The 18024-nt window shown below is 67.6% G+C and carries 15 protein-coding genes and 1 other RNA gene; 9 read left to right on the top strand and 7 right to left on the bottom strand.

The annotated features are described in order from the left end of the window. Positions 1 to 79 precede the first annotated feature (79 nt). From WFQ67_RS05785 to WFQ67_RS05815, 7 genes are all read right to left on the bottom strand, one after another. Complete coding sequence (locus WFQ67_RS05785) at positions 80 to 1069, bottom strand: chemotaxis response regulator protein-glutamate methylesterase (RefSeq protein WP_213625962.1); 990 nt, start codon at positions 1067 to 1069, stop codon at positions 80 to 82. Further along, entirely contained in the window at positions 1066 to 3339 is a 2274-nt protein-coding gene (locus WFQ67_RS05790; protein WP_213625963.1) for a hybrid sensor histidine kinase/response regulator, read from the bottom strand. The genes WFQ67_RS05785 and WFQ67_RS05790 overlap by 4 nt, the downstream gene beginning before the upstream one ends. Continuing rightward, on the bottom strand, positions 3336 to 4019 hold the full coding sequence (locus WFQ67_RS05795) for a chemotaxis protein CheW (RefSeq protein ID WP_213625964.1): 684 nt from the start codon (positions 4017 to 4019) through the stop codon (positions 3336 to 3338). The genes WFQ67_RS05790 and WFQ67_RS05795 overlap by 4 nt, the downstream gene beginning before the upstream one ends. Beyond that, complete coding sequence (locus tag WFQ67_RS05800; protein WP_337056372.1) at positions 4009 to 5256, bottom strand: CheR family methyltransferase; 1248 nt, start codon at positions 5254 to 5256, stop codon at positions 4009 to 4011. The genes WFQ67_RS05795 and WFQ67_RS05800 overlap by 11 nt, the downstream gene beginning before the upstream one ends. Next, complete coding sequence (locus WFQ67_RS05805; RefSeq protein WP_337056373.1) at positions 5253 to 5744, bottom strand: chemotaxis protein CheW; 492 nt, start codon at positions 5742 to 5744, stop codon at positions 5253 to 5255. Before WFQ67_RS05805 ends, WFQ67_RS05800 begins: the two co-directional genes overlap by 4 nt. Position 5745: 1 nt before the next feature. Next, positions 5746 to 7365, bottom strand: coding sequence for a methyl-accepting chemotaxis protein (locus WFQ67_RS05810; protein WP_213625967.1), 1620 nt, complete (start codon positions 7363 to 7365; stop codon positions 5746 to 5748). 424 nt (positions 7366 to 7789) lie between these two features. Next, positions 7790 to 8500: a tellurite resistance TerB family protein gene (locus WFQ67_RS05815; RefSeq protein WP_337056374.1), complete on the bottom strand. Its 711-nt coding sequence runs from the start codon at positions 8498 to 8500 to the stop codon at positions 7790 to 7792. 431 nt (positions 8501 to 8931) lie between these two features. On the opposite strand from WFQ67_RS05815, the gene WFQ67_RS05820 reads away from it, so the two are divergent. From WFQ67_RS05820 to WFQ67_RS05860, 9 genes are all read left to right on the top strand, one after another. Next, entirely contained in the window at positions 8932 to 9843 is a 912-nt protein-coding gene (locus tag WFQ67_RS05820) for a LysR family transcriptional regulator (RefSeq protein WP_213625969.1), read from the top strand. Positions 9844 to 9947: 104 nt separating this feature from the next. Next, complete coding sequence (locus WFQ67_RS05825) at positions 9948 to 11453, top strand: gamma-aminobutyraldehyde dehydrogenase (RefSeq protein ID WP_173176053.1); 1506 nt, start codon at positions 9948 to 9950, stop codon at positions 11451 to 11453. 77 nt (positions 11454 to 11530) lie between these two features. Then, positions 11531 to 12682 carry a putative ABC transporter substrate-binding protein YdcS gene (ydcS, locus tag WFQ67_RS05830; RefSeq protein WP_337056375.1) on the top strand — a complete coding sequence of 384 codons (1152 nt, stop codon included), beginning with the start codon at positions 11531 to 11533 and terminating at the stop codon, positions 12680 to 12682. Between the two features lie 61 nt (positions 12683 to 12743). Then, a non-coding RNA gene (locus tag WFQ67_RS05835) (sX9 sRNA) lies at positions 12744 to 12818 on the top strand. Positions 12819 to 12967: 149 nt separating this feature from the next. Next, positions 12968 to 13996, top strand: a complete 1029-nt coding sequence (locus WFQ67_RS05840) for an ABC transporter ATP-binding protein (RefSeq protein ID WP_213625972.1) — start codon at positions 12968 to 12970, stop codon at positions 13994 to 13996. Between the two features lies 1 nt (position 13997). Beyond that, on the top strand, positions 13998 to 14948 hold the full coding sequence (locus tag WFQ67_RS05845; protein ID WP_213625973.1) for an ABC transporter permease: 951 nt from the start codon (positions 13998 to 14000) through the stop codon (positions 14946 to 14948). Next, complete coding sequence (locus WFQ67_RS05850) at positions 14938 to 15744, top strand: ABC transporter permease (RefSeq protein ID WP_021217182.1); 807 nt, start codon at positions 14938 to 14940, stop codon at positions 15742 to 15744. Before WFQ67_RS05845 ends, WFQ67_RS05850 begins: the two co-directional genes overlap by 11 nt. Before the next feature lie 70 nt (positions 15745 to 15814). Then, positions 15815 to 17239 carry a gamma-aminobutyraldehyde dehydrogenase gene (locus WFQ67_RS05855; RefSeq protein ID WP_337056377.1) on the top strand — a complete coding sequence of 475 codons (1425 nt, stop codon included), beginning with the start codon at positions 15815 to 15817 and terminating at the stop codon, positions 17237 to 17239. A gap of 301 nt (positions 17240 to 17540) precedes the next feature. Continuing rightward, the gene (locus tag WFQ67_RS05860; protein WP_173176043.1) at positions 17541 to 18017 is read left to right on the top strand and encodes an ester cyclase; all 477 of its coding nucleotides are present in this window, start codon (positions 17541 to 17543) and stop codon (positions 18015 to 18017) included. The last annotated feature ends 7 nt before the right edge of the window (positions 18018 to 18024 follow it).

Genomic DNA, 18024 nt, shown 5'->3' on the forward strand with positions numbered 1-18024 from the left:
GCGCGGCCCATGATAATGCGTGTCACGGGTAGGCCGCCGTCAAAAAATATGTCACCCCGGGTAGCGCCCCGGGCAGCCGTCATCGCGAGAACGCTTCCACGAGCCTCGGTGCGATCCGCTGCAAGGGCAGGATTTCCACGGCGGCATCCAGCGCTGCCGCCGCCTTGGGCATGCCGTATACGGCGCTGCTCGCCTGGTCCTGGGCAATGGTGAGAAAGCCCCGATCACGCATGGCCTTGAGCCCCTGCGCACCATCACGGCCCATGCCGGTGAGCAACACGCCCACCGCGTCGCCCCGCCAATGCGCCACCAGGCTGTCGAAGAACACGTCGATGGAAGGCCGGTAGACGTGGCTGCGAGGCTCCTCGGTATAGGCCAGCTCACCATTGCGCAGCAGGCGCATGTGGTTATTGGTGCCCGCCAGCATCACGTGGCCGGGTTGCGGCTGTTCGCCCTCGCGAGCCAGGCGTACGGGCAGGCTGGACTCGCTGCCCAGCCACTCGGCCATGCCGGCGGCGAAGGTCTCGTCGACGTGCTGCACCAGCATCACCGCCGGCGCGAAGTCGGCGGGCAGTTGCTTGAGCAACTGCGCCAGGGACGCGGGCCCGCCGGCCGAGGCACCGATGGCCACCAACTGCCGACACGGAGGCTCGCGGACCTTGCGGTTCCCCACGCGCTGCCCGATCAACCAGCCTATGTTCTGGATCTTGCGCAGCAGTGCCGAGGCATCGCGCTCGTGGTCGCCACCCAGTGCGGGCGTGTCCACGGCGTCCAGCGCCCCCTGCCCCATCGCCTCGAAAACACGGTGGATGTTCTGCTCCTTGTCGACCGTGACGATGAGGATCGCGCAAGGCGACTGAGCCATGATCCGCCGGGTCGCCTCGGTGCCGTCCATCTCGGGCATCAGCAGATCCATCAGCACCAGGTCCGGGGTGTCCTCCTGGCAGTAGCGCACCGCCTCGACGCCGTTGCCCGCGATCCAGACGATCTGGTGAGCAGGTTCCCGGGCCAGCGCACGGCGCAGCGCCTCGACGGCCAGGGGCATGTCGTTGGCGATTCCTATCCTCATCCCTGTGCCTCTCCGATCAGCACGACCACCGCGTCCAGCAACGCTTCGTCATGGAAACTGGCCTTGGCCAGATAATAGTCGGCACCGGCATCCAGGCCACGGCGGCGGTCTTCTTCACGGTCCTTGTAGGACACCACCATCACCGGCAGCGATTGCAGCCGACTGTCACGACGCACCAGGGTCACCAGTTCGATCCCGTCCATGCGCGGCATGTCGATGTCGGTGATCAGCAGGTCGAAGGCTTCCGCGCGCAACGCGTTCCAGCCGTCCATGCCATCCACCGCCACCGCCACCTCGTAGCCGCGACCGAGCAGCAGCTTGCGCTCGAGCTCGCGCACGGTGAGCGAGTCATCCACCACCAGCACACGCTTGCGGCGATGGCCGGCGCCCTGCCGGGTCGAGCCGCCGACGCGCTCCAGGCGACCGCTGCCAAGCAGCTTGCCGACCGACTTGAGCATGTCCTCGACATCGAGGATCAGCACCGGCGTGCCATCGTCCAGCAGCGCACCGGCGGAGACGTCCCGGACCTTGCCCAGGCGCGGGTCCAGCGGCATCACCACAAGGGTGCGCTCGCCGATGAAGCGATCGACGACGATGCCGTAGAGCGCCTCACGCTCCCGCACCAGCACCACCGCCAGTCCGTCCTCGCCGGCAGTGCCCTCCGGACGCTGCAACACCTGACTGGCGGCTACCAGGCCGACATGCCGCTCCTCATGCCAGAAATGTTGACGGCCTTCGAGCTGCACCAGCGCCTCGGCGGGCACGCGGGTCATGCGTTCGATGTGTGCCAGAGGGAAGGCGTAGGCCTCGCCGCCGATATCCACCACCAGACTGCGCACCACCGACAGGGTCAGCGGCACCTCCAGGTGAAAACGGGTGCCTTCGCCCTGGCGTTGCTCCATGCGCACGCCACCGCGCAGTTGGCGAACCATGTGCTGCACGGCATCCAGCCCGACGCCGCGACCGGACACCTCGGTGACCTGATCACGCATGCTGAAGCCGGGCAGGAAGAGGAACGCCAGCAGTTCCTCCTCGCTGAGCAGTGCGCCGGTATCGGCGTTGGCGAAACCCCGTTCGATGACTGCCGCGCGCAGACGCTCCAGGTCGACGCCAGCGCCATCGTCGCGCAGTTCCAGCACCAGCATGCCGGCGTGATGGCGCGCGCTCAGGAGGATGCACCCTTCCTCGGGCTTGCCGCGGCCGATCCGCTGCGCGGGGCTTTCGATGCCATGGTCCACGGCATTGCGCAGCAGGTGGGTGAGCGGCGCTTCGAGCTTCTCCAGCACGTCGCGGTCGACCTGGGTGTTCTCGCCTTCGATATCCAGGCGCACCTGCTTGCCGAGGGAACGGCCGAGATCACGCAGCATGCGCGCCTGGCCGGTCAGCACGTCGGCGAACGGGCGCATGCGCGAGGCCAGCGCGGCGTCGTACATCAACTGCGCGCGCTGGCCGCCCTGCCAGCCGAATTCATCGAGGTCGGCCATGTGCCGGGCGAGCATCTGCTGGCACTCACCGAGCAACTGCCGGGCCTCGGCGAGCATGGCGCGGGAGGGAGCGTCCATGGCATCGTCCTGCACCGCCTCGCGTACCCCGTCGAGAGTCCGCGCCGCATTGGCCTGCAGGCGCTTGAGGCGTTGCAACGCATCGCCCAGGGGCTTGATGCGCTGGAACTCCACCAATGACTTGCTGGAGATGTCCAGCAGGTGATCGAGGCGCTCGGCGCTCACCCGCAGCACCCGGTCGCGGCTCTCTCCAGCCGATGGAGCGGATGCCACGGGCTCCTCCTCGGGCGGAACCACGGCGGGCGGCCCAGCGGGTTCGGCAGCGGGCTCGTGACGGGCCACCGGCTCGCGGGGGGCCATGCGCTGCCCGCTGGCGAGGCCCTGCAGGCGCTCCACCAGGGCATCTATATCCGCACGACCGTCCTTGCCAGCCCAATCGACGCCAGCCGCGGACCCCAGGCGCAGCAGCAGGTCGGACCCCTGCAGCAACGCGTCGACATGCTCGGATTGCAGCTGCAGGCGGCCCTCCTGAGCGCCCACCAGGCAGTCCTCCATCACGTGGGCGATGCGCACACCAGCCTCGATGCCGACGATACGCGCAGCCCCCTTGAGCGAGTGGGCGGCGCGCATGCAGGCTTCGAGCTGGTCGGCCTGACGCGGGTTGCGCTCCAGCACCATCAGCCCGCTGCTGAGTACCTGGGTCTGTGCCTCGGCCTCCAGCTTGAACAGCTCCAGCAGCGACGCGTCGCGCATCTGGTCCGGTGTCATCCGAGGCTCCTGGCGATGGCCTGCTGCAACATTGCGTCGTCCAGCAGGGTGATACTGCGCCCTCGCCACTGCACCACGCCGGCGGCGAAGGGCCGGGCTACCTGGGCAGCGCCGCGGCCACCCTCCAACACGGCGCGCAGGGGAATGGCATGGATCCCGTCGACCTCATCCACCGGCGCCACCACGGGGCCATCCGCGCTGGCGACGATCAGCATGCGCGGCACCACGCGGCGCTCCGGTGCAACGCCACCCCCCGGCTCCAGGCCGAGCACTTCCACCAGCGACAGGCAGGCCACCAGGGCGCCGCGCACGTTGGTCACGCCAAGCAGGCCCAGGGAGCGCTGGTGCGGCAGGGAGTGGATCAGCGACTGCGGCGCCACTTCGACCAGCTGTCGCGTGGCGAGCCCCAGCCAGGCATCGCCAAGGCGGAAGACCAGAGTCGAGCGGGTCTCGCCGAGATCTTCTTCAACGGGCGCCTGCTCCTCCTCCATCTCGCGATGCAGCGCATAGCGGTCCAGCAGCCGGGTGGCCGCCGCCGCATGCACCTCGCAGTTGCGGCAGTGGATATGGTCCTGCAGGCGTTCGCAGCTCTTGTCGCCGTGCACGCCGATACGGTTCCAGCAGTCGTCGATGGGTGCCTGCGCGCTTTCGTCCAGGCTTACGACGCGGCTATCGATCATGGTCGTTCACTCCACGGCTGGCACGCTCTTGCAACCGCCGGGCACCCGCCAGGTCGCCGCGCGCGGCGAGCAGCGCCGCCAAGTGGGCCAGGGCCTCGGCATGACCGGGCTCCAGGTAGAGGGTCTTGCGGTAGTAGTCCTGCGCCTCGCGCTGCTGGCCGGCCACATCGCAGAGCAGGCCAAGCCAGTAGAACACCGCCGCCGACGGACCATGAGCAGCCAGGTGGCGCTCGCAGGCGGCGCGGGCCTCGACGCTGCTACCGGCGTTGGCCAGCCGGGCGATCTCCAACAGCTCGCCAGCGGCCTCCTGGCCGCGTGCGACCGGTGCCGGGCGCGGGGCAACGGGCGTCGGGCGGACCGCTGGCGGGGCAGCCCTTCGGGGGGCTGGGGCAGGCGCCGGAGCGGAAGCGACCCGTGGACTCGGCGCGACGGCGCGCGGCGCCCTGGCCACGCCCGGCAGGAACACGAAGGACTGTGGCAAATCCAAAGCACGCATGCCGTCCTGGCTCAGCAGGCTGGCTTCGGCGGGGCCGACGAACAGCGCTCCGTCGGGACACATCAGACGCTTGAGCACCGCCAGCACCTGGCTCTGGGTGGGCCGGTCGAAGTAGATCAGCAGGTTGCGGCAGAACACGAAGTCATAGGGCGCCTCGCCCGCCAACAGGCCCGGCCCCAGCAAATTGCCATGGCGGAAGTTCACCTTGCGCCGGACCTGCTCGGTGAGGACGTGGCCCTCCTCGACGGGCAGGAAGTGGCGATCGCGGAAGCCCAGCTCCTCGCCACGGAACGAGTTGCGCCCGTAGACGGCCTGGCGCGCGCGCTCCAGCACCTTCTCGCTGACGTCCAGCGCATCCACCTGGAACAGTGCCGGGGCAAAGCCCGCATCGAGCAGTGCCATGACGATGGAGTACGGCTCCTCGCCACTGGAGCAGGGCAGGCTCAGCACCCGCAGCGGGCGCCCGGAGGCGAGGCGCGGCAGGCGCTCGAAGGCCAGCCGGGCCAGGGCCACGAAAGACTCGGGGTAGCGGAAGAACCAGGTCTCGGGAACCACGACGGCCTCGACCAGGGCCTGCTGCTCACCGTGGGACGACTCCAGGCTCAGCCAGTACTCGTCCACGTCCCGGCAACCACTGGCCTGCATGCGCAGGCGTATGGCGCGCTCCACCAGCTCGCGGCCGACCGAGTCGACGTCAAGGCCGATGCGCTCCTTGAGCAGGCGCTCGAAGCGCGGGGTCATGATGTGGCCTCCGCATCGGCCGGGAACAGCAGCGCGCGTGCCTCTTCACCGAGCAGCTCGGCGACCTCGACACGCTGCACCAGCCCTTGTGCACTGCGCAACACCGGCCCCAGGTAACGCGCCTCGCCCCCATCCAGCCCGTAGTCCTGGAACTCCTCGGGTTGGCAGCGCAGGGTCTCGGTGGCCTGCTCCAGGACCAGGCCGAGACTGTGCCCGGCATGGCGCACCATCACCAGTCGGGTGCTGGTACGCGGGCGGGCGGGCTCGCCGAAAGCCAGGGCGCCGAGATCCAGAACCGGCACCGGCGCACCGCGCCAGTCGAAAACGCCAGCCACCCAGGCAGGCGCCTCGGGCAGGCGCTTGAGACGGCGCAGGGGCATCACCTCCAGCACGTCGCGTACGTCCAGGGCATAGCGGTCGCTGCCCATGCCGAACAGCAGGTATAGCTGCCCACGACGGGGCTGCTGGCCAGTCGCGCGGGTCGTCATCTCAGACCTTGAAGCGGCTGACGCCGGCCCGCAGGCCCTGGGCGACGTGGTTGAGCTCATCGATCGCGGAGCTGGCCTGACGCAAGGACTCCACCGTCTGCCCCGAAGCCTCGCCCAGCTGCACCAGGGCCTGGTTGATCTGTTCGGCGCCGGTGGATTGCGCCTGCATGCCTTCGTTGACCATCTGCACACGCGGCGCCAGGGCCTGCACCTGCTGGATGATCTGCGACAGCTGCTCGCCGACCTGGCCGACCTCGGACATGCCGCGGCGCACCTCCTCGGAGAACTTGTCCATGCCCATCACCCCGGCCGAGACGGCAGACTGGATCTCGCGCACCATCTGTTCGATGTCGTAGGTGGCCACGGCCGTCTGGTCGGCCAGGCGGCGCACCTCGGTCGCCACCACGGCGAACCCGCGGCCGTACTCGCCGGCCTTCTCCGCCTCGATGGCGGCGTTGAGGGACAGCAGGTTGGTCTGGTCGGCGACCTTGACGATGGTGGTGACCACCTGATTGATGTTGCCGGCCTTCTCGTTGAGGATCGCCAGCTTGGCGTTGACCAGGTCGGCGGCGCCCATCACCTGGTGCATGGTCTCCTCCATTCGCGCCAGACCCAGCTGGCCGGAGCCGGCCAGGGTGGAGGTCTGCTCGGCGGCGCCGGAAACCTCGGTCATGGTGCGCACCAGGTCCCGCGACGTGGCGGCGATCTCACGTGAAGTGGCCCCGATCTCCGTAGTGGTGGCAGCCGTCTCAGTGGCGGTGGCCTGCTGCTGGCGCGTCGTCGCGGCGATCTCGGTCACCGAAGTGGTGACCTGCACCGATGAGCGCTGAGCCTGGGATACCAGGCTCTTCAACTCCTCCGCCATGCTGTTGAAACCGGTCTCGATGGAGTCGAACTCATCCTTGCGCCCGAGGTGCAGGCGCGCGGTGAGATCGCCCGAGGCGAGCGCCTGGAGGTTCTGCACCACACGCTGGACCGGCTCGGTGATGGCACGCACCAGCAGCGCCCCACAGACGAAGGCGGCGGCGATGGCCAGGAGCACCGAGACGATCATGCTCAGCTCCGCATTGCGCACGGCGTCGACAATGTCGCCGGTCGCCCCCTCGGCGGTCTTGCGGTTGTAGCTGATGAGTTCGGTGAGGCCGTTGCGGCCTTCGTTCCATATCTTGGTCAGGTCATCGGTGAGCAGCGAGCGGGCTTCGCCCAGCCGCTTCTGCTGGTGCAGCTCGATGACCGTGGAGAGGACCGCGTCATAGCGCTTGCGGCTCTGGTTGAAGTTTTCCAGGAGCGTCTCGTCGTTGCTGTCACTGATGGTCTTGCGGTACTCCGCCAGGGCAGCATCGAGCCTCTCGTCCAGCAGGCGCAGCTTGTCCTGATCCACCTTCTCCAGCGGTTGGTCGGAGGCGCCTACGCGCTCCAGGGTCTGGATGAACACGTCGGTCCAGGCGCTGCGCACCTGGGTGATGAGGAACATGCCGGGCATGGCGTTATCCGCCAGGCGCTCCGCCCCCTTCTGCACCGTGAACAAGCGCACATAGGACGCGATGGCCATCAGCAGCATGATCGCGATGATGATGGCGAAACTCGCCTGGATTCGTAGCCGCACCGACCAGTTCTTCACGTAGACCCCCGCTTGTCAAACCCTGTCGTTTACCGCGCCGGACATCGCGCGCGTCGTCATTGAGCGGCGACTCTAGAGACTCGCCCCACGTCCTTGCAAGACAAAGCGCAACGGGGCATCAGCCCTTTGGCGGGCCCGCCTGGAAGTCTGGCAGAAACGAGAAATTGTGCTGGGCGTGTTGGGAGGATGGGCGGCGCCACAGCCGAGCGAGGACATCGGTGTTCGGCGAGCACCGCGAAGCCCATCATGGGGTGCCAGGGCCCGGCTTCGCCCGGTGGAGGTAAAGGGCGACCTCCACCCGACGCAGCGGTCGTGTCCATCCGGCGGACGGTGCGGGGGCGACTTCAGCCGCCCAACGGCGCACAGCGACACCCTGTAGGAGCGAATTCATTCGCGATCGGACGTGCAGGCAGTCTGCAGGGACCTAGCTGACCTGCAATTCCTGGCGGACCTGGCTTTCCAGCTCGGTCTTCAGGTCGGGGTCGAGCTTGAGCTGGCGGGCCAGTTCGTCGAGGTAGGCGCGCTCCATGAAGTGCTCCTCATCCACCATCAGCACGCTGGCGAGGTACATCTCCGCCGCCATTTCCGGCGTGCATGCGGCGCGGGCCACATCGGCGGGGTCCAGCGGCTTGTTCAGCTCCAGTTCAAGCCAGGAGCGCAGCTCGGCATCCTGGGTCAGCTTGCCCAGCTCGCCCTCGATCAGTTGGCGCTCGCGGGCATCGACATGACCATCGGCCTTCGCCGCCGCCACCAGCGCCTTGAGGACGGCCTGGCTGTGCTGCTCGGCCTGGGGCGCAGGCAGGCGATCGAGGGTCAGCGGCTCGCCCTGGGGCGCCCCCGCCTGCTTGGCCTGCCAGTTGCCATAGGCCTTGTAGGCCAGCACGCCGAGTGCGGCCAGGCCGCCATAGGTCAGCGCCTTGCCGCCGAGCTTGCGCGCACTCTTGTTGCCCAGCAGCAGGCCCAGCGCACCGGCCGCCAGCGCGCCGCCACCGGCACCGCCGAGCAGGCTGCCGAGGTTGCCGCCCACGCCGCCGGAGCCACCGCCTGCGAAGCCGCCGGACTTGCCACCGGTCTTCTGTTGCAGCAGGTCCTGGCCGGATTTGAGCAGTTGATCGAGCAATCCACGGGTGTTCATCACAACCTCCTTCGGTGGGCGAATCTTCTGATGGACTGCACTCTAGCCGCCGAGTTTCCGAGCACGTAAGCGCCGGATTGCTTCGGGATATTGCCGCTGGGCCGGGAGCCCCCGTCCGATGAATCGGCACAAGGCATATGTCGGATGCGGGGCGTACCTGAAGCCTGCAACCGCGCTCCGTTCATACCGGCATACACCGAGTCCGTAGGGTGGGTAGAGCGAAGCGAAACCCACGCGGTGGAGGTAGCAACCTCCTCATTCAGCCCCGCCACCGTGCCCGGCTGTAGAGCTTCGCGAGCAGAGCTCGCTCCTACAGGGAGGGAGGGGAGCGTGGCTTTATCGTGCCGGCATTCGATAAAAAAGAATCCCCCACTCGATTTTCGATAAACCATACTGTCGCTCGGCATTTTCCACCTGCGGAACCCCGCCCCATGATGACCCTGCGCCAGATCCGCCACTTCATCGCCGTCGCCGAGACGGGCTCCATCTCCGCCGCCGCCCAGGCGGTCTTCATCTCCCAGTCCACCCTGACCCTGGCCATCCAGCAGCTGGAGGAGGAGATCGGCGTCAGCCTGTTCAACCGCCACGCCAAGGGCATGTCCCTGACCCACCAGGGCCACCAGTTCCTGCGCCAGGCGCACCTGATCCTGGCGACCGTGGACAACGCCAAGCGCAGCCTGCAGCAGAGCACCGACCAGGTGGCCGGCAGCCTCACCATCGGCGTGACCAGCCTGGTCGCCGGCTATTACCTGGCCGACCTGATCACTCGCTTCCAGCGCGCCTACCCCAACGTGAAGACCCGCGTGGTGGAGGACGAGCGCCCCTACATCGAGCACCTGCTGGTGAGCGGCGAGATCGATGTCGGTGTGCTGATCCTCTCCAACCTGGAAGACCGCCACGCCCTGCAGACCGAGGTGCTGACCCACTCGCCCCACCGTCTCTGGCTGCCGGCCCAGCACCCGCTGCTGGAGCACGACAGCATCAGCCTGGCGGACGTCGCCAGCGAGCCGCTGATCCAGCTAAACGCCGACGAGATGGGCCTGCACACCCAGCGCATCTGGTCCCGCGCCGGCCTCACGCCCCAGGTGACCCTGCGTACCGCCTCGGTGGAAGCGGTGCGCAGCCTGGTGGCGGCCGGGCTCGGCCTGTCGATCCAGCCGGACATGACCTACCGCCCCTGGTCCCTGGAGGGCGACATCATCGAGGCGCGCCCGCTGGTGGACCTGGGCGAACCGCTGGACGTGGGCCTGGCCTGGCGTCGCGGCACCGCGCGGCCGCCGCTGGTGGACCCCTTCCTCACCCTGGCCCGCGAACAGCCGAACGCCCGCAAGCCTTCGATTTAATCGAACGCCGCTTTCAATATTTAGAATTTGTCGACCTCAAGCCCGCCCACTAGGCTCTGCTTCCTATAAACAGAGTCATGCCGGGCGCCGCCAGGAGCACAGCCATGACTGAAGAACAAAAACCCAGGAAGAAAAGAGCCCCGAAGATGGCCGGCACTGCGAGCACGCCCACCCTGCATTCCCATTTGCTGATCGATGGCCGGCTGGTCATCGGTGAAGGCCTGGTCGAGCCCATCCTCAACCCCGCCACCGGGGAAACCCTGATCGCCATCGCCGAGGCCTCCATCGAGCAGGTGGAAGCCGCCGTCCTCGCCGCGCACAAGGCCTTCGCCGGCTGGTCCCGCACCACCCCCGCGCAACGCGCCGCCGCCCTGCTGGCCATCGCCGATGCGGTCGAGGCCAACGCCGAGCAACTGGCCCGCCTGGAATCGCTGAACTGCGGCAAGCCGCTGCACCTGGCGCGCCAGGACGACATCCCCGCCACCGCCGATGTGTTCCGCTTCTTCGCCGGCGCCGTGCGCTGCCAGCAGGGCCAGCTCGCCGGGGAGTACGTGCCCGGCCACACCAGCATGGTGCGCCGCGACCCGGTGGGCGTGGTCGCCTCCATCGCGCCCTGGAACTACCCCCTGATGATGGCCGCCTGGAAGATCGCCCCGGCGCTGGCGGCCGGCAACACCCTGGTGTTCAAGCCCTCCGAACACACCCCGCTGTCGATCCTGGCCCTGGCCCCGGCCCTGGCGGAGATCCTCCCGGCCGGGGTGATCAACATCGTCTCCGGCGGTGGCGAAGGCGTCGGTAGCCACCTGGTCAGCCACCCCAGGGTGCGCATGGTCTCGCTCACCGGCGACATCGTCACCGGGCAGAAGATCCTCCAAACCGCCGCCCGCACGCTCAAGCGCACCCACCTGGAACTGGGCGGCAAGGCCCCGGTGATCGTCTGCAACGACGCCGACCTCGAAGCCGTGGTCCAGGGCGTGCGTGCCTATGGCTACTACAACGCCGGGCAGGACTGCACCGCCGCCTGCCGCATCTATGCCCAGGCCGGCATCCACGACCGCCTCGTCAGCGAGCTGGGCGACGCCGTGGCCAGCCTGCGCTTCGCCCGCAAGCGCGACCAGGACAACGAGATCGGCCCGCTGATCAGCTCGCGCCAGCGCGACCGCGTGGCCAGCTTCGTCGAGCGCGCCCTCGGCCAGCCGCACATCGAGCGCGTCACCGGTGCCGCCGTGCATTCCGGCGCCGGCTTCTACTACCAGCCCACCCTGCTGGCCGGCTGCAAGCAGGGCGACGAGATCGTCCAGCGCGAAGTGTTCGGCCCGGTGGTGACCGTGACCCGCTTCGACCAGCTCGACCAGGCGCTGGACTGGGCCAACGACTCCGAGTACGGCCTGGCCTCCTCGGTGTGGACGCAGAACCTCGACAAGGCCTTCCAGTTGGCCAACCGCCTGCAGTACGGCTGCACCTGGATCAACACCCATTTCACCCTGGCCAGCGAGATGCCCCATGGCGGGCTGAAGCGCTCCGGCTATGGCAAGGATCTGTCCAGCGACTCGTTGCAGGACTACAGCGTGGTGCGCCACATCATGGCGCGCCACGGCCAGGACTTCTAAAACAACAAAGGCCGGAAGGCCCGCGAAACGACGTTCAACTGCCCCGACCAATAACTAGTCAACAAGAGGGAACATCAATGTCCGCGCGCAAAACCGCTCTGCTCAGTGCGCTTACCACCGCCCTGCTGGCCAGCGCCAGCCTGCAGGCCGCCGAGCCCCTGAAACAAGTCGGCACTGGCGAAGGCCAGCTCGACATCATCGCCTGGCCCGGCTACATCGAACGCGGCCAGACCGACAAGAACTACGACTGGGTCAGCCAGTTCGAGCAGGACAGCGGCTGCAAGGTCAACGTCAAGACCGCCGCCACCTCCGACGAGATGGTCAGCCTCATGGCCAAGGGTGGCTACGACCTGGTCACCGCCTCGGGCGACGCCTCGCTGCGCCTGATCTACGGCAAGCGCGTGCAGCCGATCAACACCGCGCTGATCCCCAACTGGAAGAACCTCGACGAGCGCCTGAAGGACGCGCCCTGGTACACGGTGGACGGCCAGCACTACGGCTCGCCCTACCAGTGGGGCCCGAACGTGCTGATGTACAACACCAACACCTTCAAGGAAGCCCCCACCAGCTGGGCCACCGTCTTCGAGGCCCAGGACCTGCCCGACGGCAAGGCCAACAAGGGCCGCGTGCAGGCCTACGACGGCCCGATCTACATCGCCGACGCCGCCCTCTACCTGAAGGCCACCCAGCCGGCCCTGGGCATCCAGGACCCCTATGAGCTGAACGAGGCGCAGTACGCCGCCGTGCTCGACCTGCTGCGCAAGCAGCACGCGCTGATCCACCGCTACTGGCACGACACCACGGTGCAGATGAGCGACTTCAAGAACGAAGGCGTGGTCGCCTCCAGCGCCTGGCCCTACCAGGTCAACGCCCTGCAGCTAGAGAAGCAGCCGATCGCCTCCGTGGTACCGAAGGAAGGCGCCACCGGCTGGGCCGACACCACCATGCTGCACGCCGAGGCCAAGCATCCCAACTGCGCCTACAAGTGGATGAACTGGTCCCTGGAACCCAAGGTCCAGGGTGACGTCGCCGCCTGGTTCGGCTCCCTCCCTGCCGTTCCCGCCGGCTGCAAGGCCAGCGAGCTGCTCGGCGCCGAAGGCTGTGCCACCAACGGCTTCGACAACTTCGACAAGATCGCCTTCTGGAAGACCCCGCAGGCCCAGGGCGGCAAGTTCGTGCCCTATAGCCGGTGGACCCAGGACTATATCGCCATCATGGGCGGCCGCTGAAAAACACTCAGCCCGCTGCTGCGCGTGCCTGATCCGTGTTCGGGCAGTGCTCGGAATCCTCACGTACGGTCGTACGCTCCGGTTCCTGTGCGCTGGCCAACCACGGCTGAGGCCCGCTCGCGACGTGGGCTGAACGTTTTTTCCAGCCTCTTTCGAAGTGCCTCCCTCTCCTTGCAGGAGACGGGGGACAGATGAACAGCAGTACCTGAAGTTTTCCCCTCGCCTGCGGGCGGGGGGCCGTTTCGCCACACCTGCACCCTTTTCGCTTTACCGGAGCACCGCACCATGACGCTTGCAGTCCAGTTCACCCAGGTTTCCCGTCTCTTCGGCGAGGTCAAGGCCGTCGACCGGGTATCCATCGATATCCAGGACGGCGAGTTCTTTTCCATGCTCGGCCCATCCGGTTCCGGCAAGACCACCTGCCTGCGCCTGATCGCCGGCTTCGAGCAGCCCAGCTCGGGTTCCATCCGCATCCATGGCGAGGAGGCCGCCGGCCTGCCGCCCTACCAGCGCGACGTCAATACCGTGTTCCAGGACTACGCGCTGTTCCCCCACATGAACGTGCGTGACAACGTCGCCTATGGCCTGAAGGTCAAGGGCGTCGGCAAGTCCGAGCGCCTGAACCGCGCCGAAGAGGCCCTGGGCATGGTGGCCCTGGCCGGCTACGGCGACCGCAAGCCGGCGCAGCTCTCCGGTGGCCAGCGCCAGCGCGTGGCCCTGGCCCGCGCCCTGGTCAACCGCCCCCGCGTGCTGCTGCTGGACGAACCCCTGGGCGCACTGGACCTGAAGCTGCGCGAGCAGATGCAGAGCGAGCTGAAGAAGCTGCAGCGCCAGCTGGGCATCACCTTCATCTTCGTCACCCACGACCAGAGCGAGGCGCTGTCGATGTCCGACCGCGTGGCAGTGTTCAACAAGGGCCGCATCGAGCAGGTCGACACCCCGCGCAACCTCTACATGCAGCCGGCCACGCCCTTCGTCGCCGAGTTCGTCGGCACCTCCAACGTGCTGCGCGGTGCCGTGGCCCTGGAGCTGACCGGCAACGAGCAGCCCTTCTCCATCCGCCCCGAGCACATCCGCTTCGCCACCGGCGAGGCCGCCCTGGCCGGCGAGGTGCAGATCAGCGGCCTGCTGCACGATATCCAGTACCAGGGCGCCGCCACCCGCTACGAGCTGCGCCTGGATAACGGCCAGAACCTGTGCATCAGCCAGGCCAACAACCAGTGGCAGGCCGCCGCGCCGTCGTTCCAGCCGGGCGAACGCATCACCGTGCGCTGGGCGCGCGAGGCCATGGTGCAACTGAGCGAGGGCGTGTGACATGAACGCGACCCTCACCGCCCAGGCACAGGCCGCCCCCAGCGGGGCCATGCGGCGCCTGTCCAACCTGCTCTACCGCCGGCCGACGCTGTACCTGTCGATGCTGCTGATCCCGCCGCTGCTGTGGTTCGGCGCCATCTACCTGGGCTCGTTGCTGAGCCTCTTGTGGCAGGGCTTCTACACCTTCGACGACTTCACCATGGCGGTGTCCACGGACCTGACCCTGGCGAACTTCTCGGCGCTGTTCCAGGCCGCCAACTTCGACATCATCCAGCGCACCCTGGCCATGGCCGTGGCGGTGTCGATCGCCAGCGGCATGCTGGCCTTCCCCATCGCCTACTACATGGCGCGCTACACCACGGGCAAGACCAAGGCGTTCTTCTACATCGCGGTGATGATGCCCATGTGGGCCAGCTACATCGTCAAGGCCTACGCCTGGACCCTGCTGCTGGCCAAGGGCGGCGTGGCCCAGTGGTTCGTCCAGCAGTTCGGACTGGAGCCGGTGCTGCAGTTCATCCTCGGCATCCCCGGCGTCGGCGGCAGCACCTTGTCCACCTCGCACCTGGGACGCTTCCTGGTGTTCGTCTACATCTGGCTGCCGTTCATGATCCTGCCGATCCAGGCCTCCCTGGAGCGCCTGCCGCCGAACCTGCTGCAAGCCTCTGCCGACCTCGGTGCCAAGCCCCGCCAGACCTTCCTGCAGGTGGTGCTGCCGCTGTCGATCCCGGGCATCGCCGCCGGCTCGATCTTCACCTTCAGCCTGACCCTGGGCGACTTCATCGTGCCGCAACTGGTGGGCCCGCCCGGCTACTTCATCGGCAGCATGGTCTACGCCCAGCAGGGTGCCATCGGCAACATGCCCATGGCCGCCGCCTTCACCCTGGTGCCGATCGTGCTGATCGCCGTGTACCTCTCCATCGTCAAACGTCTGGGGGCATTCGATGCACTCTGAGAAAGCTTCCTGGGGCCTGAAAGCGGCCGCCTGGGGCGGGCTGGTTTTCCTGCACTTCCCGATCCTGATCATCTTCCTCTATGCCTTCAACACCGAGGACGCGGCCTTCAGCTTCCCGCCCAAGGGCTTCACCCTGCACTGGTTCAGCGTGGCCTTCGCCCGCGAGGACGTGCTGGAGTCGATCAAGCTGTCGCTGCAGGTCGCCTGCGTCGCCACGCTGATCGCCATGGTGCTCGGCACCCTGGCCTCGGCGGCGCTGTACCGGCGCAGCTTCTTCGGCAAGGAGAGCATCTCGCTGATGCTGATCCTGCCCATCGCCCTGCCCGGCATCATCACCGGCATCGCGCTGCTCTCGGCGTTCAAGAGCCTGGGCCTGGAGCCGGGGCTGCTGACCATCATCATCGGCCACGCCACCTTCTGCGTGGTGATCGTCCACAACAACGTGATCGCGCGTTTCCGGCGCATCTCCCACAGCCTCATCGAAGCCTCGATGGACCTGGGCGCCGACGGCTGGCAGACCTTCCGCTACATCATCCTGCCGAACCTCGGCTCGGCCCTGCTGGCGGGCGGCATGCTGGCCTTCGCGCTGTCCTTCGACGAGATCATCGTCACCACCTTCACCGCCGGCCACGAACGCACCCTGCCGCTGTGGCTGCTCAACCAGCTCAGCCGCCCGCGCGATGTGCCGGTCACCAACGTCGTCGCCATGCTGGTGATGCTGGTGACCATGCTGCCGATCCTCGGCGCCTACTACCTGACCAAGGGTGGCGAAGGCGTGGCCGGCAGCGGCAAGTGACACACCGCCCCCGTCACGACGGCGGGGGCCTCAACCCCGGATTCGCGAAACCCCGACTGGAGGATTCACCATGCAGACCAAACTCCTGATCAACGGCCAACTGGTCGCCGGCGAAGGCGCCGCGCAAGCCGTGCTCAACCCCGCCCGTGGCACCACCCTGGTGGACATCCCCGAAGCCAGCGAGGCCCAGGTCGACGCCGCCGTGCGCGCCGCCGACGCCGCCTTCGACGCCTGGTCGCAGACCCCGCCCAAGGACCGCTCCACCCTGCTGCTCAAGCTCGCAGACCGCATCGACGCCGGCGCCGAGGAACTGGCGCGCCTGGAGTCGGACAACTGCGGCAAGCCCTACACCGCCGCGCTGAACGACGAGCTGCCCGCCGTCGCCGACGTGTTCCGCTTCTTCGCCGGTGCCAGCCGCTGCATGAGCGGTTCCGCCGCTGGTGAATACCTGCCCGGCCACACCTCGATGATCCGTCGCGACCCGGTGGGCGTCATCGCCTCCATCGCGCCCTGGAACTACCCGCTGATGATGGCCGCGTGGAAGCTCGGCCCGGCACTGGCCGCCGGCAACACCGTGGTGCTCAAGCCCTCCGAGCAGACCCCGCTGACCGCGCTGAAGCTGGCCGAGTACCTGGCCGAGATCTTCCCCGCCGGCGTGGTCAACATCGTCTTCGGCCGCGGCCCCAGCGTCGGCGAGCCGCTGACCACCCACCCCAAGGTGCGCATGGTCTCGCTCACCGGCTCGGTGGCCACCGGCTCGCGCATCATCGCCGGCACCGCCGACACCGTTAAGCGCATGCACATGGAACTGGGCGGCAAGGCCCCGGTGATCATCTTCGACGACGCCGACATCGACGCCGCCGTGGAAGGCATCCGCACCTTCGGCTTCTACAACGCCGGCCAGGACTGTACCGCCGCCTGCCGCATCTACGCGCAGAAGGGCATCTACGAGAAGTTCGTCGAGAAGCTCGGCGCCGCCGTCTCCACCATCAAGTACGGCCTGCAGGACGACGCCGGCACCGAGCTCGGCCCGCTGATCACCGAGCAGCACCGCGAGCGCGTGGCCGGTTTCGTCGAGCGCGCCGCCGCCCAGCCGCACATCCGCATCGTCACCGGCGGCAAGAAGGTCGAAGGCCCCGGCTTCTTCTTCGAACCCACGGTGATCGCCGACGCCCGCCAGGACGACGAGATCGTGCGCCGCGAAGTCTTCGGCCCGGTGGTTTCGGTCACCGCCTTCGACGACGAGGCGCAGGTGCTGGCCTGGGCCAACGACTCCGACTATGGCCTGGCGTCTTCGCTGTGGACCGCCGACGTCGGCCGCGCCCACCGCCTCTCCGCGCGCCTGCAGTACGGCTGCACCTGGGTCAACACCCACTTCATGCTGGTCAGCGAGATGCCCCACGGCGGCGTGAAGCTGTCGGGCTACGGCAAGGACATGTCGATGTACGGATTGGAGGATTACACCGCCATCCGCCACGTCATGTTCAAACACTGACCCTGAGCTGTTGCGCTAGGCCAGGCGTTGTTGGAAGCCGGCTCGAAATGCTCATGTACAAACGTACATTCCGCTTTCTCGCCGTCTTCCGCCTAGCCTGGCCGTCGCTCACGACGCTCAGCCACTCAGCGCTCCGCACGCTTTTTTTGTGGGAGCGAATTCATTCGCGATCCGGCCCGCAGGGCCGGCAGGTAAACGGCTGGCCGCTGCGCGGCTTTCGTGAATGAATTCGCTCCCACAGATCCCTGCTCACCACAGGCTCCGCTTCAAACCGCTGCACCCCACCCCCAGGAGAACCGAAATGCGAACCACCCTGCGTAGTTTCAGCTTCATCCTGCTGTGCGCCGCCACCGGCCTGGCCCAGGCCGCCGGTGATGCAAGGTCCGTCGTCGAGGGCTACATGGCCGCCTGGAATGCCCACGATGCGGACAAGGCCGCAACCTTCCTCGCCGAGGATGCGGAGTACTTCGACGCCACCGTCGGCACCCCGCAGAAAGGCAAGGCCGCCGCCCGCGACAACGTCATCAAGGTGTTCATCGGCGCGGTGCCGGACCTGAAATGGAAGATGACCAGCGAGCCCATCGTCGGGCCCGACGGCATCGCCTTCCAGTGGGAGTTCAGCGGCACCAACAGCGGCGCCTGGGGCGCGGAAACCCCGGCCACGAACAAGCCCCTGAAGTTCGAAGGGGTCAGCTTCGTGCGCATCAAGGACGGCAAGATCGCCTACCAGGGCGACTACTACGACGCCCTCGGCTTCAATAAGCAACTGGGCTGGTAAGCCCGAC

This window comes from Pseudomonas sp. USHLN015 (assembly GCF_037153275.1).
Classification (GTDB): Bacteria; Pseudomonadota; Gammaproteobacteria; order Pseudomonadales; family Pseudomonadaceae; genus Metapseudomonas; species Metapseudomonas tohonis.

Excerpts from the sequence above, each read along its gene's own strand:
- WFQ67_RS05800 (WP_337056372.1), bottom strand. The coding sequence starts at position 5,256 with ATGACCCCGCGCTTCGAGCGCCTGCTCAAGGAGCGCATCGGCCTTGAC.
- WFQ67_RS05860 (WP_173176043.1), top strand. The coding sequence starts at position 17,541 with ATGCGAACCACCCTGCGTAGTTTCAGCTTCATCCTGCTGTGCGCCGCC.
- WFQ67_RS05845 (WP_213625973.1), top strand. The coding sequence starts at position 13,998 with ATGAACGCGACCCTCACCGCCCAGGCACAGGCCGCCCCCAGCGGGGCC.
- WFQ67_RS05840 (WP_213625972.1), top strand. The coding sequence starts at position 12,968 with ATGACGCTTGCAGTCCAGTTCACCCAGGTTTCCCGTCTCTTCGGCGAG.
- WFQ67_RS05855 (WP_337056377.1), top strand. The coding sequence starts at position 15,815 with ATGCAGACCAAACTCCTGATCAACGGCCAACTGGTCGCCGGCGAAGGC.
- WFQ67_RS05805 (WP_337056373.1), bottom strand. The coding sequence starts at position 5,744 with ATGACGACCCGCGCGACTGGCCAGCAGCCCCGTCGTGGGCAGCTATAC.
- ydcS (WP_337056375.1), top strand. The coding sequence starts at position 11,531 with ATGTCCGCGCGCAAAACCGCTCTGCTCAGTGCGCTTACCACCGCCCTG.
- WFQ67_RS05815 (WP_337056374.1), bottom strand. The coding sequence starts at position 8,500 with ATGAACACCCGTGGATTGCTCGATCAACTGCTCAAATCCGGCCAGGAC.
- WFQ67_RS05850 (WP_021217182.1), top strand. The coding sequence starts at position 14,938 with ATGCACTCTGAGAAAGCTTCCTGGGGCCTGAAAGCGGCCGCCTGGGGC.
- WFQ67_RS05790 (WP_213625963.1), bottom strand. The coding sequence starts at position 3,339 with ATGACACCGGACCAGATGCGCGACGCGTCGCTGCTGGAGCTGTTCAAG.
- WFQ67_RS05825 (WP_173176053.1), top strand. The coding sequence starts at position 9,948 with ATGACTGAAGAACAAAAACCCAGGAAGAAAAGAGCCCCGAAGATGGCC.
- WFQ67_RS05795 (WP_213625964.1), bottom strand. The coding sequence starts at position 4,019 with ATGATCGATAGCCGCGTCGTAAGCCTGGACGAAAGCGCGCAGGCACCC.
- WFQ67_RS05820 (WP_213625969.1), top strand. The coding sequence starts at position 8,932 with ATGATGACCCTGCGCCAGATCCGCCACTTCATCGCCGTCGCCGAGACG.
- WFQ67_RS05785 (WP_213625962.1), bottom strand. The coding sequence starts at position 1,069 with ATGAGGATAGGAATCGCCAACGACATGCCCCTGGCCGTCGAGGCGCTG.